At 70.5% G+C, this 19,377-nt stretch carries 19 protein-coding genes and 5 tRNA genes; 7 read left to right on the top strand and 17 right to left on the bottom strand.

Features of this window, described 5'->3' with window-relative positions:
* Positions 1-194: 194 nt before the first annotated feature.
* The gene (locus ACZ7DL_RS34550) at positions 195-428 is read left to right on the top strand and encodes an Lrp/AsnC family transcriptional regulator (RefSeq protein WP_470780374.1); all 234 of its coding nucleotides are present in this window, start codon (positions 195-197) and stop codon (positions 426-428) included.
* A gap of 20 nt (positions 429-448) precedes the next feature.
* The gene (locus ACZ7DL_RS34555; protein ID WP_470780376.1) at positions 449-967 is read left to right on the top strand and encodes a DUF3515 domain-containing protein; all 519 of its coding nucleotides are present in this window, start codon (positions 449-451) and stop codon (positions 965-967) included.
* 9 nt (positions 968-976) lie between these two features.
* Here the strand turns inward: ACZ7DL_RS34555 and ACZ7DL_RS34560 are convergent, their stop codons facing one another.
* From ACZ7DL_RS34560 to ACZ7DL_RS34570, 3 genes are all read right to left on the bottom strand, one after another.
* Positions 977-2,134, bottom strand: coding sequence for a D-alanine--D-alanine ligase family protein (locus ACZ7DL_RS34560; RefSeq protein ID WP_470780378.1), 1,158 nt, complete (start codon positions 2,132-2,134; stop codon positions 977-979).
* Positions 2,135-2,371: 237 nt separating this feature from the next.
* The gene (locus tag ACZ7DL_RS34565) at positions 2,372-3,382 is read right to left on the bottom strand and encodes an NAD(P)H-dependent glycerol-3-phosphate dehydrogenase (protein ID WP_470780380.1); all 1,011 of its coding nucleotides are present in this window, start codon (positions 3,380-3,382) and stop codon (positions 2,372-2,374) included.
* Positions 3,379-4,149, bottom strand: a complete 771-nt coding sequence (locus tag ACZ7DL_RS34570; protein ID WP_470780382.1) for a lysophospholipid acyltransferase family protein — start codon at positions 4,147-4,149, stop codon at positions 3,379-3,381. The genes ACZ7DL_RS34565 and ACZ7DL_RS34570 overlap by 4 nt, the downstream gene beginning before the upstream one ends.
* A gap of 198 nt (positions 4,150-4,347) precedes the next feature.
* On the opposite strand from ACZ7DL_RS34570, the gene cofC reads away from it, so the two are divergent.
* Both cofC and ACZ7DL_RS34580 read left to right on the top strand, forming a co-directional pair.
* Positions 4,348-4,986 carry a 2-phospho-L-lactate guanylyltransferase gene (cofC, locus tag ACZ7DL_RS34575; protein ID WP_470780384.1) on the top strand — a complete coding sequence of 213 codons (639 nt, stop codon included), beginning with the start codon at positions 4,348-4,350 and terminating at the stop codon, positions 4,984-4,986.
* 59 nt (positions 4,987-5,045) lie between these two features.
* On the top strand, positions 5,046-5,249 hold the full coding sequence (locus ACZ7DL_RS34580; RefSeq protein WP_470780386.1) for a hypothetical protein: 204 nt from the start codon (positions 5,046-5,048) through the stop codon (positions 5,247-5,249).
* Between the two features lie 71 nt (positions 5,250-5,320).
* On the opposite strand, the gene ACZ7DL_RS34585 is transcribed toward ACZ7DL_RS34580, so the two are convergent.
* The 4 genes from ACZ7DL_RS34585 to leuC form a co-directional block, all read right to left on the bottom strand.
* Positions 5,321-5,983: an HU family DNA-binding protein gene (locus ACZ7DL_RS34585; RefSeq protein WP_470780388.1), complete on the bottom strand. Its 663-nt coding sequence runs from the start codon at positions 5,981-5,983 to the stop codon at positions 5,321-5,323.
* Between the two features lie 136 nt (positions 5,984-6,119).
* The gene (locus ACZ7DL_RS34590; RefSeq protein WP_470780390.1) at positions 6,120-6,350 is read right to left on the bottom strand and encodes an SCO5555 family protein; all 231 of its coding nucleotides are present in this window, start codon (positions 6,348-6,350) and stop codon (positions 6,120-6,122) included.
* 263 nt (positions 6,351-6,613) lie between these two features.
* Complete coding sequence (gene leuD, locus ACZ7DL_RS34595) at positions 6,614-7,207, bottom strand: 3-isopropylmalate dehydratase small subunit (protein WP_470780392.1); 594 nt, start codon at positions 7,205-7,207, stop codon at positions 6,614-6,616.
* 6 nt (positions 7,208-7,213) lie between these two features.
* The gene (leuC, locus tag ACZ7DL_RS34600) at positions 7,214-8,641 is read right to left on the bottom strand and encodes a 3-isopropylmalate dehydratase large subunit (RefSeq protein ID WP_470780394.1); all 1,428 of its coding nucleotides are present in this window, start codon (positions 8,639-8,641) and stop codon (positions 7,214-7,216) included.
* Between the two features lie 209 nt (positions 8,642-8,850).
* On the opposite strand from leuC, the gene ndgR reads away from it, so the two are divergent.
* Positions 8,851-9,567, top strand: a complete 717-nt coding sequence (ndgR, locus tag ACZ7DL_RS34605; RefSeq protein WP_009320373.1) for an IclR family transcriptional regulator NdgR — start codon at positions 8,851-8,853, stop codon at positions 9,565-9,567.
* 81 nt (positions 9,568-9,648) lie between these two features.
* Here the strand turns inward: ndgR and ACZ7DL_RS34610 are convergent, their stop codons facing one another.
* On the bottom strand, positions 9,649-10,158 hold the full coding sequence (locus tag ACZ7DL_RS34610; RefSeq protein ID WP_470780395.1) for a DUF4188 domain-containing protein: 510 nt from the start codon (positions 10,156-10,158) through the stop codon (positions 9,649-9,651).
* Positions 10,159-10,239: 81 nt separating this feature from the next.
* Here ACZ7DL_RS34610 and ACZ7DL_RS34615 point away from each other — a divergent pair, with 81 nt between their 5' ends.
* On the top strand, positions 10,240-10,884 hold the full coding sequence (locus ACZ7DL_RS34615) for a MerR family transcriptional regulator (protein WP_470780396.1): 645 nt from the start codon (positions 10,240-10,242) through the stop codon (positions 10,882-10,884).
* A 60-nt stretch (positions 10,885-10,944) separates the two neighbouring features.
* Here the strand turns inward: ACZ7DL_RS34615 and ACZ7DL_RS34620 are convergent.
* From ACZ7DL_RS34620 to ACZ7DL_RS34660, 9 genes are all read right to left on the bottom strand, one after another.
* Positions 10,945-11,017, bottom strand: a tRNA-Glu gene (locus ACZ7DL_RS34620).
* Positions 11,018-11,045: 28 nt separating this feature from the next.
* A tRNA-Gln gene (locus tag ACZ7DL_RS34625) sits at positions 11,046-11,117 on the bottom strand.
* Positions 11,118-11,138: 21 nt separating this feature from the next.
* Positions 11,139-11,211 (bottom strand) — tRNA-Glu (locus ACZ7DL_RS34630).
* A gap of 29 nt (positions 11,212-11,240) precedes the next feature.
* Positions 11,241-11,313 (bottom strand) — tRNA-Glu (locus ACZ7DL_RS34635).
* A 21-nt stretch (positions 11,314-11,334) separates the two neighbouring features.
* Positions 11,335-11,406 (bottom strand) — tRNA-Gln (locus ACZ7DL_RS34640).
* Between the two features lie 90 nt (positions 11,407-11,496).
* Positions 11,497-12,228 carry an HAD family hydrolase gene (locus ACZ7DL_RS34645; protein ID WP_470780398.1) on the bottom strand — a complete coding sequence of 244 codons (732 nt, stop codon included), beginning with the start codon at positions 12,226-12,228 and terminating at the stop codon, positions 11,497-11,499.
* 83 nt (positions 12,229-12,311) lie between these two features.
* Positions 12,312-13,796, bottom strand: a complete 1,485-nt coding sequence (gltX, locus tag ACZ7DL_RS34650) for a glutamate--tRNA ligase (RefSeq protein ID WP_470780400.1) — start codon at positions 13,794-13,796, stop codon at positions 12,312-12,314.
* Positions 13,780-14,565: a fumarylacetoacetate hydrolase family protein gene (locus ACZ7DL_RS34655; protein WP_470780401.1), complete on the bottom strand. Its 786-nt coding sequence runs from the start codon at positions 14,563-14,565 to the stop codon at positions 13,780-13,782. The genes gltX and ACZ7DL_RS34655 overlap by 17 nt, the downstream gene beginning before the upstream one ends.
* Before the next feature lie 234 nt (positions 14,566-14,799).
* Entirely contained in the window at positions 14,800-14,994 is a 195-nt protein-coding gene (locus tag ACZ7DL_RS34660) for a hypothetical protein (RefSeq protein WP_470780403.1), read from the bottom strand.
* A gap of 568 nt (positions 14,995-15,562) precedes the next feature.
* Here ACZ7DL_RS34660 and ACZ7DL_RS34665 point away from each other — a divergent pair.
* Entirely contained in the window at positions 15,563-19,372 is a 3,810-nt protein-coding gene (locus tag ACZ7DL_RS34665) for a sensor histidine kinase (RefSeq protein ID WP_470780405.1), read from the top strand.
* Positions 19,373-19,377: the final 5 nt, after the last annotated feature.

The raw sequence follows: 19,377 nt of genomic DNA on the forward strand, positions 1-19,377 counted from the left end.
CCGTCGTCGCAGTCCCCCGGCCGCCGACACGGTCGTGATGACCATCGAAACGGTCCAGGTGACCGTCAACTTCCGTCGTGCCTGCACCCTGGCGCGCAAGCCCGGTTCCCGCAGGTCTCCCCGCGGGGAGCGGCGACGCGATACCGTGGCGTTCCTTTTCCCCACATGATCCTCGTGGCCGCCCTGGAGGTTCCGTGGTACAGGCGTACATCCTGATCCAGACGGAGGTCGGCAAGGCGTCGACCGTCGCCGAGACGATCAACAAGATCCCTGGAGTGCTCCAGGCCGAGGACGTGACGGGTCCGTACGACGTCATCGTGCGCGCCCAGGCCGACACGGTCGACGAACTCGGTCGCATGGTGGTCGCGAGGGTCCAGCAAGTGGACGGCATCACGCGCACCCTGACCTGCCCGGTCGTGCATCTGTAGCCCCCGTCTACGCTTGGCCGGTGAACATCTTCCGTCACCGGCCTCTCGGCCTGCTCGCGCCCGCCCTGCTCATCGTGGTCGCGGGCTGCTCCAGCGCGGACGACGACACCGTGGCGGTTCCCACCCCCGACGCGAAGACCGCCCCGATCTGCCGTGACCTGGACAAGGTGCTGCCACGGAAGGTGGACGGGCGAAGCCGCCAGGACCCCGAACCCCGGTCCGCCTACACGGCGGGCTGGGGAAACCCGGCGATCATACTGCGCTGCGGCATCGTCCGGCCGCCGAAGATGATCGATCCCAAGGTCGCCCTCGGCGAGGACCCGAACGCGATCGGCGGCGGGGTCGACGGAGTCGACTGGCTGATGGAGAAGGAGGACGACGGGACGTGGCGGTTCACCACGTCCGGTCGCCGTGCGTATGTGCAGGTGACGCTGCCGAAGAAGCTGTCCGGGTCGGACGACAGCGCCCAGGTGCTCATGGACCTGGCAGCGGCCGTGAAGAAGGCGGTCCCGGAGGGGCTCGCCTCCATGCGGCACTGACCCGCGGGGTCAGCGCAACCCGGTCGAGCGGCGCAGCGCCGCCTGCACCAGGCGGTCCACCAGCTCGGGGTAGCTGATCCCGCTCGCCTGCCACATCTGCGGGTACATCGAGATCGGCGTGAAGCCGGGCATGGTGTTGATCTCGTTGATCACGAACTCGCCGTCCTCGGTGAGGAAGAAGTCCGCGCGGACCAGTCCCTCGCAGGAGGCCGCCTCGAACGCCTCGACCGCGAGCCTGCGCACCTCGGCGGTCTGCTCCTCGGTGAGCGGGGCCGGGACGATGCCGGGCGTGGAGTCGATGTACTTGGCCTCGAAGTCGTAGTACGCGTGCGCGTCCGGCGGCGGGATCTCGGCCGGGACGGAGGCGCGCGGACCGTCCTCGAACTCCAGGACGCCGCACTCGATCTCACGGCCGTGTACGGCCGCCTCGACGAGGATCTTCGGGTCGTGGGCCTGCGCCTCGGCGATCGCCTCGTCCAGGCCGGAGAGGTCGTCGACCTTGGTGATACCGATGGACGAACCCGCGCGCGCGGGCTTCACGAACAGCGGCCAGCCGTGCTCCCCCGCGAAGTCGACGATCTTCTTGCGGGCGGCGGACTCGTCCTGGGCCCACTCGCGGGGCCGGATCACCACGTACGGGCCGACCTTGAGCCCGAAGGAGGTGAACACCCGCTTCATGTACTCCTTGTCCTGGCCGACGGCCGAGGCGAGCACGCCGGAGCCCACGTAGGGCACCCCGGACAGCTCCAGCAGGCCCTGGAGGGTGCCGTCCTCGCCGTAGGGGCCGTGCAGCACCGGGAAGACCACGTCGACCTCGCCGAGGGCCTTGGGCACGGAGCCGGGCTCGCTGTAGACGACCTCGCGGCTGGCCGGGTCGACGGGGAGCACCACGCCGCCCTCGTGCGACTCCGCCAGCTCCTCCACGCTCGGGGTGCGGCGGTCGGTGATGGCCATCCGCTCCGGCTCGTCGGCCGTCAGCGCCCAGCGGCCGTCCGCGGTGATACCGATCGGCAGGACGTCGTACTTCGTCCGGTCGATGGCCTTGAGGACGGCGCCGGCGGTGACCACGGAGATCCCGTGTTCGGAGCTGCGGCCGCCGAACACGACGGCGACGCGCGGCTTGCGCGACGGCTGCTCAGGGCTCTGGGGAAGGTTCTCGGTGCTCATATCGCGATGAGAGTACCCGGAGGTAGCGCCCAAGTCAGCGCGCGCTCCCGGGCCGTCGCTCAGCGTCGCACGGACGGTCGCGGAGCGTCGCGTGGGACGGCTCGGAGCCGGGTCCGGAACGGCTCGCGGCCGGTTGCCGGACGACTCGCGGCCGGGACCCGGTACGGCTCGCGGGCGGCTCCGGAACGATTCGCGGCCGGGATCCGGCACCGCTCGGCGTGCCTCGTGGGGGGTGGGTCAGTGGCGCTCGGGCTTGGCGCTGCGGGCCATCAGTTCCTTGAGCGCGGCGACCGGCGACTTGCCCTCGTGCACGATGCTGACGACCGTCTCGGTGATGGGCATGTCGACGCCGTGCCGGCGGGCCAGATCCAGCACGGACTCGCAGGACTTGACCCCCTCGGCGGTCTGCCGGGTGACCGCGATGGTCTCCTCCAGGGTCATGCCCTTGCCGAGGTTGGTGCCGAAGGTGTGGTTGCGGGACAGCGGCGAGGAGCAGGTGGCCACCAGGTCGCCCAGGCCCGCGAGTCCGGAGAAGGTCAGCGGGTCGGCGCCCATGGCGAGGCCGAGCCGGGTGGTCTCGGCGAGGCCGCGCGTGATGAGCGAGCCCTTGGCGTTGTCGCCGAGTCCCATGCCGTCGGCGATGCCGACCGCGAGCCCGATGACGTTCTTGACCGCGCCGGCGAGTTCGCAGCCGACCACGTCCGTGTTGGTGTACGGCCGGAAGTACGGCGTGTGGCAGGCGGCCTGGAGCCGCTGGGCGACCTGCTCGTCGGTGCAGGCCACGACGGCCAGGGCGGGCATGCGGGCGGCGATCTCGCGGGCCAGGTTGGGCCCGGTGACGACGGCGATCCGGTCGGCGCCGACCTTGGCTACGTCCTCGATGACCTCGCTCATCCGCATGGTGGAGCCGAGTTCGACACCCTTCATCAGGGAGACGAGGACGGTGTCCGGAGCGAGCAGCGGGGTCCACTCGGCGAGGTTGGCGCGCAGGGTCTGGGACGGAATCGCGAGGACGGTGAAGTCCGCGTCGCGCAGCGCCTCGGCCGGGTCGGCGGTGGCACGCAGGTTCTCCGGGAGTTCCACGCCGGGCAGGTAGTCGGGGTTGGTCCGGGTGGAGTTGACCGCCTCGGCCAGCTCCGGGCGGCGGGCCCACAGGGTCACGTCACAGCCGGCGTCGGCGAGGACCATGCCGAAGGCGGTGCCCCACGAACCGGTGCCCATGACGGCCGCCCGCACAGGCTTGCTCACTTGCTCTGCCCTTCCGCTTGCTTGCCCCGCGTCTGCGCCTCGGTGCGGCGCCGCTGCTCGATCCGCTCGCGGCGCGGGTCGTACGGCGCCTCGGGCGCCTTCTCGCCGCGGATCTCCTCCAGGAGGCGGGTGATGGCCGCCATGATGACCTCGGTGGCCTCCTTCAGCACCTCCGGGGTCATCTCCTGGCCGTAGAACCGGGAGAGGTCCACGGGCGGGCCCGCCAGCACGTGGTGGGTCTTGCGCGGGAAGAGGTCCGGCTTCTTGGCGTACGGCGGCAGCAGTTCGTTGGCGCCCCACTGGGCGACCGGGATGACCGGGCACTTGGTCTGGAGGGCGACGCGCGCGGCACCGGTCTTGCCGGTCATGGGCCAGCCGTTCGGGTCGCGGGTGAGGGTGCCCTCGGGGTAGAAGGCGACGCACTCGCCGCGCTGCACGGCGTCGATGGCGGCGCGGAAGGCGCTGAGCGCGTCCGTGGACTCGCGGTAGACGGGGATCTGCCCGGTGCCGCGCATGGCGGCGCCGACGAATCCCTTCTTGAAAAGGCCGCTCTTCGCCAGGAATCGCGGGACCCGCCCGGTGTTGTACTGATAATGCGCGTACGCGAAGGGGTCCACGTGGGAATTGTGGTTCACCACGGTGATAAATCCGCCCTCGGCCGGAATGTGCTCCATTCCACGCCAGTCCCGCTTGATCAGAGCCACCAGCGGCGGTTTGCAGATCACCGCGGCGAAGCGGTACCAGAAGCCGATTCTGCGGCGGGACACAAGGACACCTTCCTCTAGGGCTGCCACCCCGGCGGGGGCCGCACAAGTGTGGCCCCGGGCCGCCGGTCTGTCGAGAACACCGTACGCCCGCCCGTCACCGCCCCCGCCCTCGTGAGGAGCTTCGCACCCCTCCCCCACACCCTCGGCTCCGGATCGCCCGGGGGACAATGACCGCGACGAGAGAGGGACGGTACGCCGGTGCTGTGGAGCTTGGTCATCCCCCTGAAGCCCCTGACGCGCGCCAAGAGCAGGCTCGCTGACACCGCCGGCGACGGGGTGCGCCCGGGACTGGCACTGGCGTTCGCGCAGGACACCGTGGCCGCGGCGCTGGCCTGCCCGGCCGTTTCGGATGTGGCGGTCGTCACGGACGACGAGCTGGCCGGCCGCGAGCTGGCCGCGCTGGGCGCGCGGATCGTCCCGGACACCCCCGCAAACGGTCTGAACGCCGCTCTGGCGCACGGTGCCGCCGTCGTACGGGAAATCCGCCCCGGCGCTCCGGTCGCGGCCCTCAACGCCGATCTGCCGGCACTGCGTCCGCGGGAACTGTCCCGGGTGCTGGCCGCTGCCGCGGAATTCGCCCGCGCTTTTCTGGCGGATACGGCGGGGCGCGGCACAACTCTGCTGGCCGCGGGCCCCGGCCGGGAATTGCAGCCGGCGTTCGGCATTGATTCCCGTTTCCGCCACCGGGCCTCCGGCGCGACGGAACTCGCACTCACGGAGGTCGATTCGGTACGCCAGGACGTGGACACGGGAGACGACCTGCGCGCCGCGCTGACCCTCGGGGTGGGCCGGCATACGGCCGCGGCGTCGGCGGGGCTGCTGTTCCCGGGATCCTGAGGTGCGCCCGGAAGGCCGCCGACGAGCCCTCCACTTCGGCGGGCATTAGGCTGGCCGTCATGCAGGCCACCGCATACACCTACGACCCGCAGACCCGCAGCGGCCAGGTGCTCCTCGACGACGGCACCCCGATGCCCTTCGACACCGCCGCGTTCGACGCCGGAGACCTCCGGCTGCTGCGTCCCGGGCAGCGGGTGCGGATCGAGACGGAGGGCGAGGGCGACGCCGTCCGGATCACCCTCGTAACCCTTCAAACCCTGTAACTTCCCTTACACACGCCGCGGGCCGGGCTCCCCAGGGGAGTCCGGCCCGGCGCGTGAGTGCCCTGGCGGCCTTACGAGGTCGCCTTGCGGGCGGTGGTCTTCTTGGCGGTGGTCTTGCGGGCCGTCGACTTCTTGGCCGGGGCCTTCTTGGCGGTGACCTTCTTGGCCGGAGCCTTCTTGGCCGTCGCCTTCTTGGCGGTGGTCTTCTTCGCCGCGGTGGTCTTGGCGGTCGCCGTGGTCTTCTTGGCGGGCGCCTTCTTCGCCGTGGTCTTCTTCGCGGCGGCGGCCGCCGTCGTCTTCTTCGCCGCCGGTGCCGCCTTCTTGGCCGTCGTCTTCTTCGCGGCCGCCGCCTTGGTGGTCTTCTTCGCGGCGGCCTTCTTGACCGTCGCCGCGGCGCCGCCGGTCAGGCTGCCCTTGGGCGCCTTCTTGACCGAGACCTCGCCACCCCGCGGAAGCTTCTTCGAGCCGCTCACCAGGTCCTTGAAGCCCTGACCGGCGCGGAAGCGCGGCACGGAGGTCTTCTTGACCCGAACCCGCTCGCCCGTCTGAGGGTTGCGGGCGTAGCGGGCGGGGCGGTCCACCTTCTCGAAGGACCCGAAGCCGGTGACCGAGACCCGCTCGCCCGCGACGACCGCGCGGACGATGGCGTCCAGGACATGATCGACAGCATCGGCGGCCTGCTGGCGGCCGCCCACCTTGTCGGCAATCGCTTCTACGAGCTGCGCCTTGTTCACGTCTTCCCCTTCGGAGACCTCGCCAGAACGAAAGTGTTCAAGCTTTTTCGCACGTTAGGCAGATATATACCGCAAATCAAACACGAAACGGGCTTATCACCCTTGTGCCGCAACGGACTCGGTTGTCTCGGGCTGTTCAGCGGTCCTCGTCAGGGATCCGACCCTCGTCGAGGTCCGCGGTGAACCGCTCGAGCCGCCTTGCCGCACCGGCGAGATCGTGCTTGGCCGCGGCCGTAATGACCAGCAGCTTCCGGGTCAGCGCCATCCGTACGCCCTCCGGGACTTGCAGTGCGCGCACCCTTGCGTGCGCTTCCTTGAGCTGGTTCGCGACCGCCGTATAGAGCTGGAGTTGGCCGTCGTGTCCCATGCACAGATTGTGCCATCTGGGGCGAGTTGTCGCCTGCTCAGGGGGCAACTACCGCCTCAAATGGCTTTCCAGGCACTTGCGGAGGGCGCGAACACAGCACTCACGTACCCGGACAACGACCTTCTTAACATGGGCAGTTGAGCGCGTCGGCGCGGCGCGACGGGGCCGTTCGGGTGCAGACATGGCTGTACCCCCGATCGTGGCGATCGGGGGTACAGACGGGGTGTTGGGGTGGCCGAAACCCGACCTGTTCGGGGGCCGGCTCAGACCTGGAGCGTCCGCGGCTTGTGGGCGGGCCGCTTGGCCTCGTACGCGGCGATGTCGGCCTCGTTCTGGAGCGTGATGGAGATGTCGTCCAGGCCGTTCAGCAGCCGCCAGCGGCTGTTCTCGTCCAGCTCGAAGGAGGCGGTGATGCCCTCGGCACGCACCTCACGCGCCTCAAGGTCCACAGTGACCTCAGCAGTGGGGTCCTGTTCCGTCAGCTCCCACAGCGCGTCCACGATCTTCTGGTCCAGGACCACCGTGAGCAGGCCGTTCTTCAGCGAGTTGCCCCGGAAGATGTCGGCGAAGCGCGAGGAGATCACGGTCTTGAAGCCGTAGTTCTGGAGCGCCCAGACGGCGTGCTCGCGGGAGGAGCCGGTGCCGAAGTCGGGGCCGGCGATCAGGACGGTCGCCCCCTGCCGCTCGGGCCGGTTGAGGACGAACTCGGCGTCCTTGCGCCAGGCCTCGAACAGGCCGTCCTCGAAACCGTCCCGGGTCACCTTCTTGAGCCAGTGAGCAGGGATGATCTGGTCGGTGTCGACGTTGGAACGGCGCAGCGGGACGGCCCGGCCGGTGTGCGTGGTGAATGCTTCCATGGCTGATCAGACTCCAGCGGGCGCGGCGGTTGCGTCGGACAGGTCGGCGGGCGAGGCCAGGTGGCCGAGGACGGCCGTGGCGGCCGCGACCTGCGGCGACACCAGGTGCGTACGACCGCCCTTGCCCTGCCGGCCCTCGAAGTTGCGGTTGGAGGTGGACGCGGAGCGCTCGCCGGGGGCCAGCTGGTCGGGGTTCATGCCGAGGCACATCGAGCAGCCCGCGTGCCGCCATTCGGCGCCGGCCTCCTTGAAGACCACGTCCAGGCCCTCGGAGACGGCCTGGAGACCGACCCGCGCGGAGCCCGGGACGACCAGCATCCGTACGCCGTCGGCGACTTTGCGGCCCCGCAGGATGTCGGCGGCGGCGCGCAGGTCCTCGATGCGGCCGTTGGTGCAGGAGCCTACGAAGACGGTGTCCACGTCGATGGAGCGCAGCGGCTGTCCGGCCGCCAACCCCATGTATTCCAGAGCCTTTTCGGCGGCCAGGCGCTCCGAAGCGTCTTCGTACGAAGCCGGGTCGGGGACGTTCGCCGAAAGCGGTGCGCCCTGGCCGGGGTTGGTGCCCCAGGTGACGAACGGCGACAGCTCGCCGGCGTTGATGACGACCTCGGCGTCGAAGACGGCGTCGTCGTCGGTCTTCAGGGTCTTCCAGTACGCGACGGCGGCGTCCCAGTCGGCGCCCTCGGGGGCGTGCGGGCGGCCCTTGAGGTACGCGAAGGTGGTCTCGTCGGGGGCGATCATGCCCGCGCGGGCGCCGGCCTCGATCGACATGTTGCAGATGGTCATCCGGGCCTCCATCGAGAGCTTCTCGATGGCGGAGCCGCGGTACTCCAGGATGTAGCCCTGGCCGCCGCCGGTGCCGATCTTGGCGATGATCGCCAGGATGAGGTCCTTGGCGGTGACACCCTCGGGCAGCTCGCCCTCGACGGTGATCGCCATGGTCTTGGGGCGGGCCAGGGGCAGCGTCTGGGTGGCCAGCACGTGCTCGACCTGGGAGGTGCCGATACCGAACGCCAGCGCGCCGAAGGCGCCGTGCGTGGAGGTGTGGGAGTCACCGCAGACGACCGTGGTGCCCGGCTGGGTCAGGCCCAGCTGCGGGCCGACGACGTGCACGACGCCCTGCTCGACGTCACCCAGCGGGTGCAGCCGCACCCCGAACTCGGCGCAGTTCTTGCGCAGCGTCTCCAGCTGGGCGCGGGAGACCGGGTCGGCGATGGGCTTGTCGATGTCGAGGGTGGGGGTGTTGTGGTCCTCGGTCGCGATGGTGAGGTCGAGACGGCGCACCGGGCGGCCGGTCTTGCGGAGCCCGTCGAATGCCTGGGGGCTGGTCACCTCGTGCAGCAGGTGCAGATCGATGAAGAGGAGGTCGGGCTCGCCCTCGGCGCGCCGGACGACGTGGTCGTCCCAGACCTTCTCCGCGAGTGTCCTACCCATCGCTTTCCCTCCGGCCGGCACACGTCCACCGGCCCAACTCGAGATCTTGAGGAAGCGGCGACTGCCCTTGTGAGGGGCCCCATGAAGTCGTGATTCCGGGCGTCCACCGCCAGGCCCGTTGGTCTGCGGGCCGCTGTGTGATTCCAGGGTGGCGCGTTCCACGGAAAATTGAACTTGCGTTTCACAGAGTGAGACGTGAGTATCGTTGCATGGACAACAGTAGCGGCGTCGGCGTTCTGGACAAGGCGGCCCTCGTCCTGAGCGCTCTGGAGTCCGGTCCGGCCACCCTCGCGGGTCTGGTCGGCGCCACCGGACTGGCACGACCCACGGCTCACCGCCTGGCCGTGGCCTTGGAACACCACCGCATGGTGGCACGTGACATGCAGGGCCGGTTCATCCTCGGCCCGCGCCTCGCGGAGCTTGCGGCGGCGGCGGGCGAGGACCGCCTGCTCGCGACGGCGGGCCCCGTGCTCACCCACCTCCGTGATGTCACCGGCGAGAGCGCACAGCTCTACCGACGCCAGGGTGACATGCGGATCTGTGTGGCCGCGGCGGAGCGCCTGTCCGGCCTGCGGGACACCGTCCCGGTGGGTTCGACACTCACGATGAAGGCGGGCTCGTCGGCACAGATCCTGATGGCCTGGGAGGAGCCCGAGCGCCTGCACCGCGGCCTCCAGGGCGCCCGCTTCACGGCGACGGCCCTGTCGGGCGTACGGCGGCGCGGCTGGGCGCAGTCCATCGGCGAGCGCGAGCCGGGCGTCGCGTCCGTCTCCGCGCCCGTACGCGGGCCCTCCAACCGCGTGGTGGCCGCCGTGTCCGTCTCCGGCCCCATCGAGCGTCTGACCCGGCACCCGGGCCGTATGCACGCCCAGGCGGTCATCGACGCCGCGGCCCGCCTCTCCGAGGCCCTGCGCCGCTCGGGCTGAGCGGGGTGTCCGAACACTGAGAAGGGCCTGCCCCAACGCCGCGGCAGGCCCTCCTCGCTCCCCCGACCCCCCGTCTCGCCCTCAGCCGGCCCGCTCCCCCGCCGGCGCCTGCTGCGACCGGTGGGCGAACCGGTCCTTGGCGTACCGGCCGCGCTTCTCCAGGGGCACCTGTCCGTGCGCGGCCGCGAGCCCGAACGCCGGCATGTCGCCGTAGATCGCCTCGTACGACCCCTCCGGCACGACGTACGTCTCGTGCCAGATCCCGACCTGCCCCCGCAGCTTGCCCGTGCGCTCCTTGCGGTTGAGCACGGCCCACGCCTTGTGGTGGAAGGCGTCCGGCGCGGTCGCGTAGGCGTACAGCTTGTCCTTGGACTCCCAGTACTGCACGACGTAGTACGTCCGGGGCGACGCCGTCAGCATCACCTTGGCGCGCAGCCCGCGCCCGGGGTCCTTCTCCAGTTCCCGCAGCATGCGGAACATCGCGAGCATCACGGGCAGCCACAGGTGCACCGCCCAGAAGCGGTTGATACGCATACCGATCAGCAGGACGACGATCTCGCCCTCCGCGTCGGCGGTCGTTCGGGACACCATGAGTTCCCCCTCGTCGGTGAGCGGCGCTATCCAAGCGGCGCGTGCTTGGATAGTGCCGTTATCCAAGGAGGAACGCAAGGGATGCGGCTTGCCGAGCTGAGCGGACGCAGCGGTGTACCCACCGCGACGATCAAGTACTACCTGCGCGAAGGACTGTTGCCGCCGGGCCGCCAGGTCAACGCGACGACGGCGGAGTACGACGAGGAGCATCTGCGCCGGCTGCGGCTGGTGCGCGCGATGATCCAGGTCGGGCGGGTCCCGGTGGCGACGGTCCGGGAGGTGCTCGGGCACGTGGACGACGAATCCCTGGGTGGCGCGATGCACCTCGGCGCGGCGCTGTGGGCGCTGCCGCAGGTGCCGGAGCCGGACGAGGACGACGAGTACGTCCAGGCCGCGCACCAGGAGGTCGCGGCGCTCCTGGACCGGCTCGGCTGGGAGAACGCCAAGCAGCTCGCGAGCATCTCCCCCGCGTACCGCTCACTGGTGGTGGGGGTGGCCGCGTTCCGCCGGCTCGGCTACGTCTGGGGGGCCGAACAGCTCGCACCGTACGCCGACTTGATGCACCGGACAGCCGTCCTGGACCTGGACAACATGGAGACGTACCCGACGGAGGCGGAGCAGGTCGAGTTCGCGATCCTGGGGGCGATCCTCAATGAGCCGGTGCTGAAGGCGCTGCACCGGCTGGCCCAGGAAGAGGAGTCGACGCGGCGGTACGGCTTCGGGTGAGCCGGCCGGCGCCGGGAACGGCGAAGGCCCTCCACCGAGGTGGAGGGCCTTCCCTGTGCGTACCCCCGACCGGATTCGAACCGGCGCTACCGCCTTGAGAGGGCGGCGTGCTAGGCCGCTACACAACGGGGGCGAGGATCTTACGTTTCCGCAGATCCGAGCTGGTCTACCTGGACTCGAACCAAGACTAACTGAACCAGAATCAGTCGTGCTGCCAATTACACCATAGACCAATGATGGTTTAGACCAGTCAGTACCCCCGACCGGATTCGAACCGGCGCTACCGCCTTGAGAGGGCGGCGTGCTAGGCCGCTACACAACGGGGGCCCTAGCGACCTCGACAGAGTCGAGATCAGTACCCCCGACCGGATTCGAACCGGCGCTACTGCCTTGAGAGGGCAGCGTGCTAGGCCGCTACACAACGGGGGCTTTGCAGATAAGCTCTGCGAGCTGGCCTACCTGGACTCGAACCAAGACTAACTGAACCAGAATCAGTCGTGCTGCCAATTACACCATAGGCCACTGGAACTCAAGCCCCTGCGGGGTTCTCGTTCTAGTTCGCTCCTCGGGGCTCCGGCCTTCCGGCCCGCTCCCCTCGGCGCAGAAAGAACATTACCCGAAGGTGGACGGGGCTCCAAAACGGGTATCCGCGCGGACGAGCGCCGGGAGTTCGGAGAGGGTCGAGATCCGGTGCGCCACGACCTCCCCGACGGCCCGTGCGTAGGCCGCTCCGCGGTCGATCCACACGGACAGCAACCCGGCCTCGGCGGCGCCCCGCCCGTCGATCTCCGGGTGGTCGCCGACGTACGCCACCTCGTGCGGAGGCAGCCCCAGCGCCTCGCAGGCCGCCAGGAAGGCGCCCGCCTCCGGCTTGGAGACGCCCAGCTCGACGGCGCACAGCACGGACTCGAAACGGTCGCGCAGGCCGAGGGTGCGCAGCTTGTGCTCCTGGACGGTGAGACTGGAGTTGGACAGCACCGCGTGCCGGTGGCTGGCCGCGAGGGCCTCCAGGGCGGGCAGGACGTCCGGGAAGAGCCGCCAGGCGGCCTCGTAGTGCCCGAGGTAGCTCTGGAACCAGGAGTCGGCCTCCGCGTCGCTCAGCCGGGCGCCGAGGAACACGCGCACCCGGTCGCGCCGCTGGTCCTGGAAGGAGCACTCCCCCGCCGCGTACCGCGCCCACTGCTGAGCGGTGACCTCCCGCCACCGGGTCAGGGCCTGCTCCGGGGTGCCGTACCCGGCGAGCAGCCCTTCCGCCACCAGGTGCGCCCGCATCCCCTCCCGGTCCGCGGTCGTGTAGTCGAAAAGAGTGTCGTCCACGTCCCAGACCACGGCTCTGATGCTCATGATCCGAACGTATCCCGCCGGGTGAACAACGCGACAGGGGCGGCACCCGGAGTTCCGGGTGCCGCCCCTTGCGGGTGGTTCGGCTACGCGGCCAGCTTGGCCAGGGCCGCGTCGATCCTGGTCAGGGTCTTCTCCTTGCCCAGGATTTCCAGGGACTCGAAGAGCGGCAGGCCGACGGTGCGGCCGGTGACGGCCACGCGGACCGGGGCCTGGGCCTTGCCGAGCTTGAGGCCGTGCACCTCGCCGGCGGCCAGGACGGCCTCCTTGAGGGACTCGGCGGAGGTCCAGTCGGCCGCCCCGAGCTTCTCGCGGGCCGTGCGCAGGAGGGCGTCGGAGCCCTCCTTCATCGCCTTAGCCCAGCTCGCCTCGTCGAAGGCCGGCTCCGGCAGGAAGAGGAAGTCGACGTTGTCGGTGATCTCGGAGAGGACCTTGAGGCGGGTCTGGGCGTGCGGGGCGATCGCCTGCCACTGGGCCTCGTCGAAGTCCTCCGGCGCCCACGGGGCGAACGGGGCCTGCAGCCAGGGGCGGCAGCGCTCGGTGAATTCCGTCACATCCAGCATGCGGATGTGGTCGCCGTTGATCGCCTCGCACTTCTTCAGGTCGAAGCGGGCCGGGTTGGGGTTCACGTCGGAGATCTCGAAGGCCGCGACCATCTCCTCGATCGTGAAGATGTCCTTGTCCGCCGAGAGCGACCAGCCCAGCAGGGACAGGTAGTTGAGCAGGCCCTCGGGCAGGAAGCCCTGCTCCCGGTAGAGGTTGAGGGACGACTGCGGGTCGCGCTTGGAGAGCTTCTTGTTGCCCTCGCCCATCACGTACGGCAGGTGGCCGAAGGCCGGGATCTGCTTCGCGACGCCCAGCTCGATCAGTGCCTTGTACAGCGCGATCTGGCGCGGGGTGGAGGAGAGCAGGTCCTCGCCGCGCAGGACGTGGGTGATCTCCATCAGCGCGTCGTCGACGGGGTTGACCAGGGTGTACAGCGGGGCGCCGTTCGCGCGGACGATGCCGTAGTCGGGCACGTTCTCCGGCGTGAAGGTCAGCTCGCCGCGGACCAGGTCCGTGAAGGTGATCGCCTCGTCGGGCATGCGGAAGCGGACGATCGGGGAGCGGCCCTGGGCCTTGTACGTCTCGATCTGCTCGGCGCTCAGGTCGCGGCAGTGGCCGTCGTAGCCGGAGGGCTTGCCGGCGGCGCGGGCCGCCTCGCGGCGGGTGTCCAGCTCCTCCTGGGAGCAGTAGCAGCGGTAGGCGTAGCCGCCGTCGAGGAGCTTCTGGGCGACCTCGGCGTAGAGGTCCATGCGCTGCGACTGCCGGTACGGCGCGTGCGGGCCGCCGACCTCGGGGCCCTCGTCCCAGTCGAAGCCGAGCCAGCGCATGGCGTCGAGCAGCTGGGTGTACGACTCCTCGGAGTCGCGGGCCGCGTCGGTGTCCTCGATGCGGAAGACCAGGGTGCCCTGGTGGTGCCGGGCGAACGCCCAGTTGAACAGGGCGGTGCGGACCAGGCCCACGTGGGGGTTACCGGTGGGCGAGGGGCAGAAACGTACGCGGACGGGTGCGCTAGCCACGCTTGACAACCTTGTTGGTGAGAGTGCCGATGCCTTCGATGGTGACGGCGACCTCGTCGCCGACGGTGAGCGGCCCGACGCCTGCCGGGGTGCCCGTGAGGATCACGTCGCCGGGGAGCAACGTCATGGCCTCGGAGATGTTGACGATCAGGTCCTCGATGGAGTGGATCATCTCGCTCGTACGGCCCAGCTGGCGCTGTTCGCCGTTGACGGTGAGCTGGATGGTCAGGTCGTTCGCGCGGGCGAGGTCCAGGTCCGTCTCCACCCAGGGGCCGAGCGGGCAGGAGGTGTCGAAGCCCTTGGCCCGGGCCCACTGCTTCTCGCGCTTCTGCACATCGCGGGCGGTGACGTCGTTGGCACAGGTGTAGCCGAAGATCACGTCCTTGACGCGCTCGCGCGGCACCTCGCGGCACATCCGGCCGATGACCACGGCCAGCTCGGCCTCGTGGTGCAGTTCCTCGGAGAACGACGGGTACTGGATGTCGTCGCCGGGGCCGATCACGGAGGTGGACGGCTTGAAGAAGGCGAACGGCGCCTCGGGCACCTCGTTGCCCAGCTCACGCGCGTGCTCGGTGTAGTTGCGGCCGAACGCCACGACCTTGTTGGGCAGCACCGGCGGGAGCAGCCTGACTTTGCTCAGGGGCACCTTCGTCCCGGACAGCTCGTAGTCGGCGAACGGGATGCCCTTGATGATGTCGAGGACGAGTTCGTCCTGCTTGTCGCCCTCGACCGCGCCGAAGGCTACGTTCCCGTCGATGGAGAACCTGGCGATGCGCACGGGATCCTTGCGCCCCTCACTGAGAACCGGCGTACTGACGCCTCAGGCTATCGGAGCTCTTCGACGGTCTTCACTTCTGGGGGCATCGCCGCAGGTCAGAGGCGGGTCACCCGAGCTTGTGCGGCAGACCCTGCGCCGCCCCGGCACAGAAAGGAGCGCGGCCGCCCCGTACGCGAGCGCGGCCGGACGGACCGTCGCACGATCCCTTCCGGCCGCGCCCGGCGGAGCCGTTCCTCACTCGCCGGCCGCGGCACCCACGCCGGCCGGCATCTCGTCGAGGATGGTGCGCCGGGGGTTGGCCGTCTGGGCCGGGAGGTCGACGGAGTGCTCCGGGAGCTCCGGCGTGTGCAGCTCGCCGGCGTCCTCGAGGTGCACCAGGGTCGTGCGCCGCGGGTTGGCTATCGTGCGGAACATCATCGTCGTCTTCACCGTTGTCGTCCTGTGCCCTCTGATCGAGTGGGTTGGCAGAGTCGTCCGTCCTGTAAAGCGTCAGGCTAAACATCCGATTCCCCGGCGAAGCCGCCAACTGCCCACGACCAGCGTGTGAGTTTGCTCACGACCTCACGGGCAAATCGGTCAATTCCGGCTGACAATCCGCCTCAACGAAACGGACATTGACCCCCTGAAGCCATCATTCCGCTCCTGATCATGGCGACTGGGACACCAGACACCCAGCGGCGACTCGCATGGATGTGTCCGGTATGCACCGAATTTGGTTCCACGGGTGGTGACTTACCCATCACGCGCTGTCACGGAGGTCACAGCTCGGCCCACTGCCCTTGTTGGAGATCCTGCACTGTGCTGGAATTCCACGGACCGCCGCGGGATCGAGCCGGCGCGCAGGGCGCAACAGCGCCGAGCGGCGGCGGGACAGGGGGGAACCAGCGCCGGTCACTCAAGACCACTTGGGGCGCGTGTTCAGGACGCTCCCCACAACGCCGACACCGTGTCCCTCCGTTCGCGCGGAGGGGCGCCTGGTCCAGAGGTTGCGACGCTAGTGCAGGGACGTTTCAAGAGGGATGGCAGCGCTTCGGCGGAGCCGGAGCCGCACGGCGGGACTGGCCCCAGGGCCGTCAGCTCCTCGCCCCAGCACGCCCAGAACCCGGGCCCGGCCGGAGACGGCGGTGAGCGCTCCGGGCGCTCCGGTACGTCGGCCTCCTCGTCCGCCACGACGGCGGCGCCCTCGGGCAACCCCACCCCGGCGGTGAAGCCCGCCCAGGGCCCGACCAGCACCGGCTCGCGCCTGGCCCTGCGCAACTGGCGCATCTCCACGCGCCTGGTGTCGCTGCTCGCCCTGCCCGTGGTCGCGGCCACCTCGCTGGGTGCGCTGCGTATCGACCAGTCCATGGACGACATCCAGCAGCTCGACAACATGAAGCTGCTGACGGAGATGACCAAGCAGGCCACCGAGCTGGCCGCCGCGCTCCAGGAGGAGCGCGACCAGTCCGCCGGCCCCCTGGCGCACGGCGGTCTGAAGGCGACCGACTACCAGATCAAGGGCTACCAGCAGAAGACCGACCGGGCCCGCGAGGACTTCCTCGACGCCTCCGAGGAGATCGACGCCGCCAGCAAGGACGGCAACCTCCAGGGCGTCCGCGACGCCCTCGTCGGCCTCGCCAACCAGCTGGACGACCTGGCCAAGATCCGTCAGAAGGCCTACACCTCCAAGGACAACGCGACCCAGACGGTCGAGTCCTACCACCGGCTCATCAGCCAGCTGATCGGCCTCTCCCAGGACATGGCCGAGGCGTCCAGCAACCCGGAGATGATCTCCCGCACGCGCGCCCTGGCGGCCTTCTCCACCGCCAAGGAGTACGCCTCCGTCCAGCGCGCCATGATCGCCGCCGCGCTGCCCGCGACCACCGACACCAAGGGCGACCTCTCCGAGAACGACCGCCTCTACGGCCAGTCGGCGTACGAGAGCGAAGGCTCCGAGCTGGCGATCTTCCGGAAGATCTACGCCAACGAGAACGCCGAGGAACTGCTGAAGCCGATCGACGAGGGCAACCCGACGATCGAGTCCGCGGACACCTACGCCAAGCGCTCCTTCGAGTCCCCGGACGGCCTCCAGCAGCTGCCGGCGCGGTCCTACAAGGACTGGGTGGACGACAGCTCGACCAAGATCGAGCAGATGAAGAAGATCGAGCACACGCTGCTCGAGGAGATGGAGCAGAAGGCCCGCGAGCTGAAGAGCGCCACCCAGCGTGACGCGATCATCTCCGGTGCGCTGATCCTCATCGTGCTCGGTGTCTCGCTGGTCGGCGCGTTCGTCGTCGCCCGGTCCATGATCCGCTCGCTGCGCAGGCTCCAGGAGACGGCCACCAGGGTCGCCCAGGACCGCCTGCCCGAGCTGGTCAAGCAGCTCTCCGAGTCCGACCCGCAGGACGTCGACACCTCCGTGGAGTCGGTCGGTGTGCACTCCCGTGACGAGATCGGCCAGGTGGCCGCGGCCTTCGACGACGTGCACCGCGAGGCGGTCCGCCTCGCCGCCGAGCAGGCCCTGCTGCGGGGCAACGTCAACGCGATGTTCACCAACCTCTCGCGCCGCTCCCAGGGTCTGATCCAGCGCCAGCTGTCGCTGATCTCCGAGCTGGAGTCCCGCGAGGCCGACCCGGACCAGCTGTCCTCGCTGTTCAAGCTCGACCACCTCGCCACCCGTATGCGCCGTAACGGCGAAAACCTCCTCGTTCTCGCCGGTGAAGAGCCCGGCCGCCGCTGGACCCGTCCGGTCCCGCTGGTCGACGTGCTCCGTGCCGCCGCCTCCGAGGTGGAGCAGTACGAGCGCATCGAGCTGGCCTCGGTGCCGACCACCGAAGTCGCCGGCCGCGTGGTCAACGACCTCGTGCACCTGCTCGCCGAGCTGCTCGAGAACGCCACCTCCTTCTCCTCGCCGCAGACCAAGGTCAAGGTCACCGGTCACGCGCTGCCCGACGGCCGCGTGCTGATCGAGATCCACGACACCGGTATCGGCCTCTCCCCCGAGGACCTCGCGGCGATCAACGAGCGGCTCGCCTCGCCGCCCACCGTGGACGTCTCCGTCTCCCGCCGCATGGGCCTCTTCGTGGTCGGCCGGCTGTCCCAGCGGCACGGCATCCGCATCCAGCTGCGCCCGTCCGACTCCGGTGGTACGACCGCGCTGGTCATGCTGCCCGTCGATGTGGCCCAGGGCGGCAAGAAGCCCGCGGGCAAGCCCGGCGCGCCCGTGACGACCGGTGGCCCGGCTGCCGCGCAGGCCGCGGCCGGTGCGGCGGCGGCCCGGCGGCAGAACGGCAACAACGGCGGCGCCCTCGGCGGCGCCCCGGCCGGTGGCGGTCTGCTCGGTGCCGGTCCGGCCCCGCGCGGCCAGGTCGGCTCCGCCCAGGGTCCCCGGGCCGCGCTGCCCGGCGCGGGCCAGGGCGGGCGTCCCGGCGGGCCGGGCGGTGCGCGTGGTCCCCAGGGCGGCCCCGGTGCTCCCGGTGGTCAGCAGCAGGGCCGGCCGATGCCCACCGGTGCCGGCGGCTTCGGCGGTCAGGCGCCCGGCGCCCCGCAGGGTCTCCAGGCCGCGAACCCGGGCGGACAGCAGCAGGACCTCTTCGGCGGCCGCGGCCGGAAGCGGCCCGGCGCCCCCTCGGACTCCGGCCGCCAGCCCCAGCTGCCGCCGCGCGGCGGCCCGCGGGCCGAGCTGCCCGGCGGTGCCCCGCAGTCCCGCACCCCGGACTGGAACGACACCCAGGCCCCGCCGTCGCGTGCCTCGCTGGACACCCCGCGCGGCCACGACGAGCAGGACCCGGCACAGGCCGGGCGGATGCCGCGCATGGACGACCGGCAGGGTCCGGGCTCGACCTCGGAGATACCCCGCATCGACGCCCAGGGTCCGGCCGCGACGGGTGAGTTCCCGCGCCCCGAGCTGCCCGGTGCGGGCGGCTCCGCTCAGGCCACGGGTCAGTTCGCGCGTCCCGACGACTTCCAGCAGACCGGCCAGTACCCGCGCCCCGACAGCGCGCAGCAGACCGGCCAGTTCGCCCGCCCCGACGCCGACCGGGAGCCCGGCCGGTTCGACGGTCCCGGCGCCCAGCAGGGCAGCGGTTCCTTCGTCCGCCCCGACGTGTTCGGCACGCAGGCGCCCGCTCCGCAGGACAACGGCGGGCAGCACACGGGCCAGTTCCCGGCCCCGCAGGCGTACGACGGCGGCTACGACAACGGCTCCACCGGAAAGCACGCGCTGCCCGCGCACCAGACCCCCGGCCACACCGGGCAGTTCGAGCGCCCGCAGCCGGCCGGCCGTGACGACTTCGGCGCCCCGCGCCCGGCGGCCCCGCAGCAGCGCCCGGTCCACCAGGACCCGCAGCAGTACCCGGCCCGGCACGAGCCGGAGGCGCTGCCGCCGGCCAGCAACCCGGGCGACGGCCGTACCCCGCTGTACGACACACTGGAGACCAACTGGTTCCACGGCGGTCAGCAGCAGGAGAGCGCGGCCCCGCCGCAGCAGCCGCAGGCGCCCGCGCCGGCTCCGCAGCGGCCCGCGCCGAACACCGGCTCCTGGCGTACCTCGCCGAACGACGAACTCGTCCGGCAGGCCGAGCGCGTCCGGCAGCCCGCCGCAGGCGGGGTCACCACCTCCGGCCTGCCGCGCCGCGTCCCCCGGGCGAACCTCGTCCCGGGCACGGCGCAGCAGCAACAGCACCAAGCCGGTCCGCAGGTCTCGCGTGCGCCTGACGACGTACGCGGACGGCTGACCAATCTTCGTCGGGGCATCGCTCAGGGCCGTCAGGCCGGCAGCGGCCAGACCGGCAGCTTCCCGAGCCCCACTCACCAGCAGGAGCGTTAGTTGAG

Source organism: Streptomyces sp. NPDC036984, assembly GCF_055607665.1.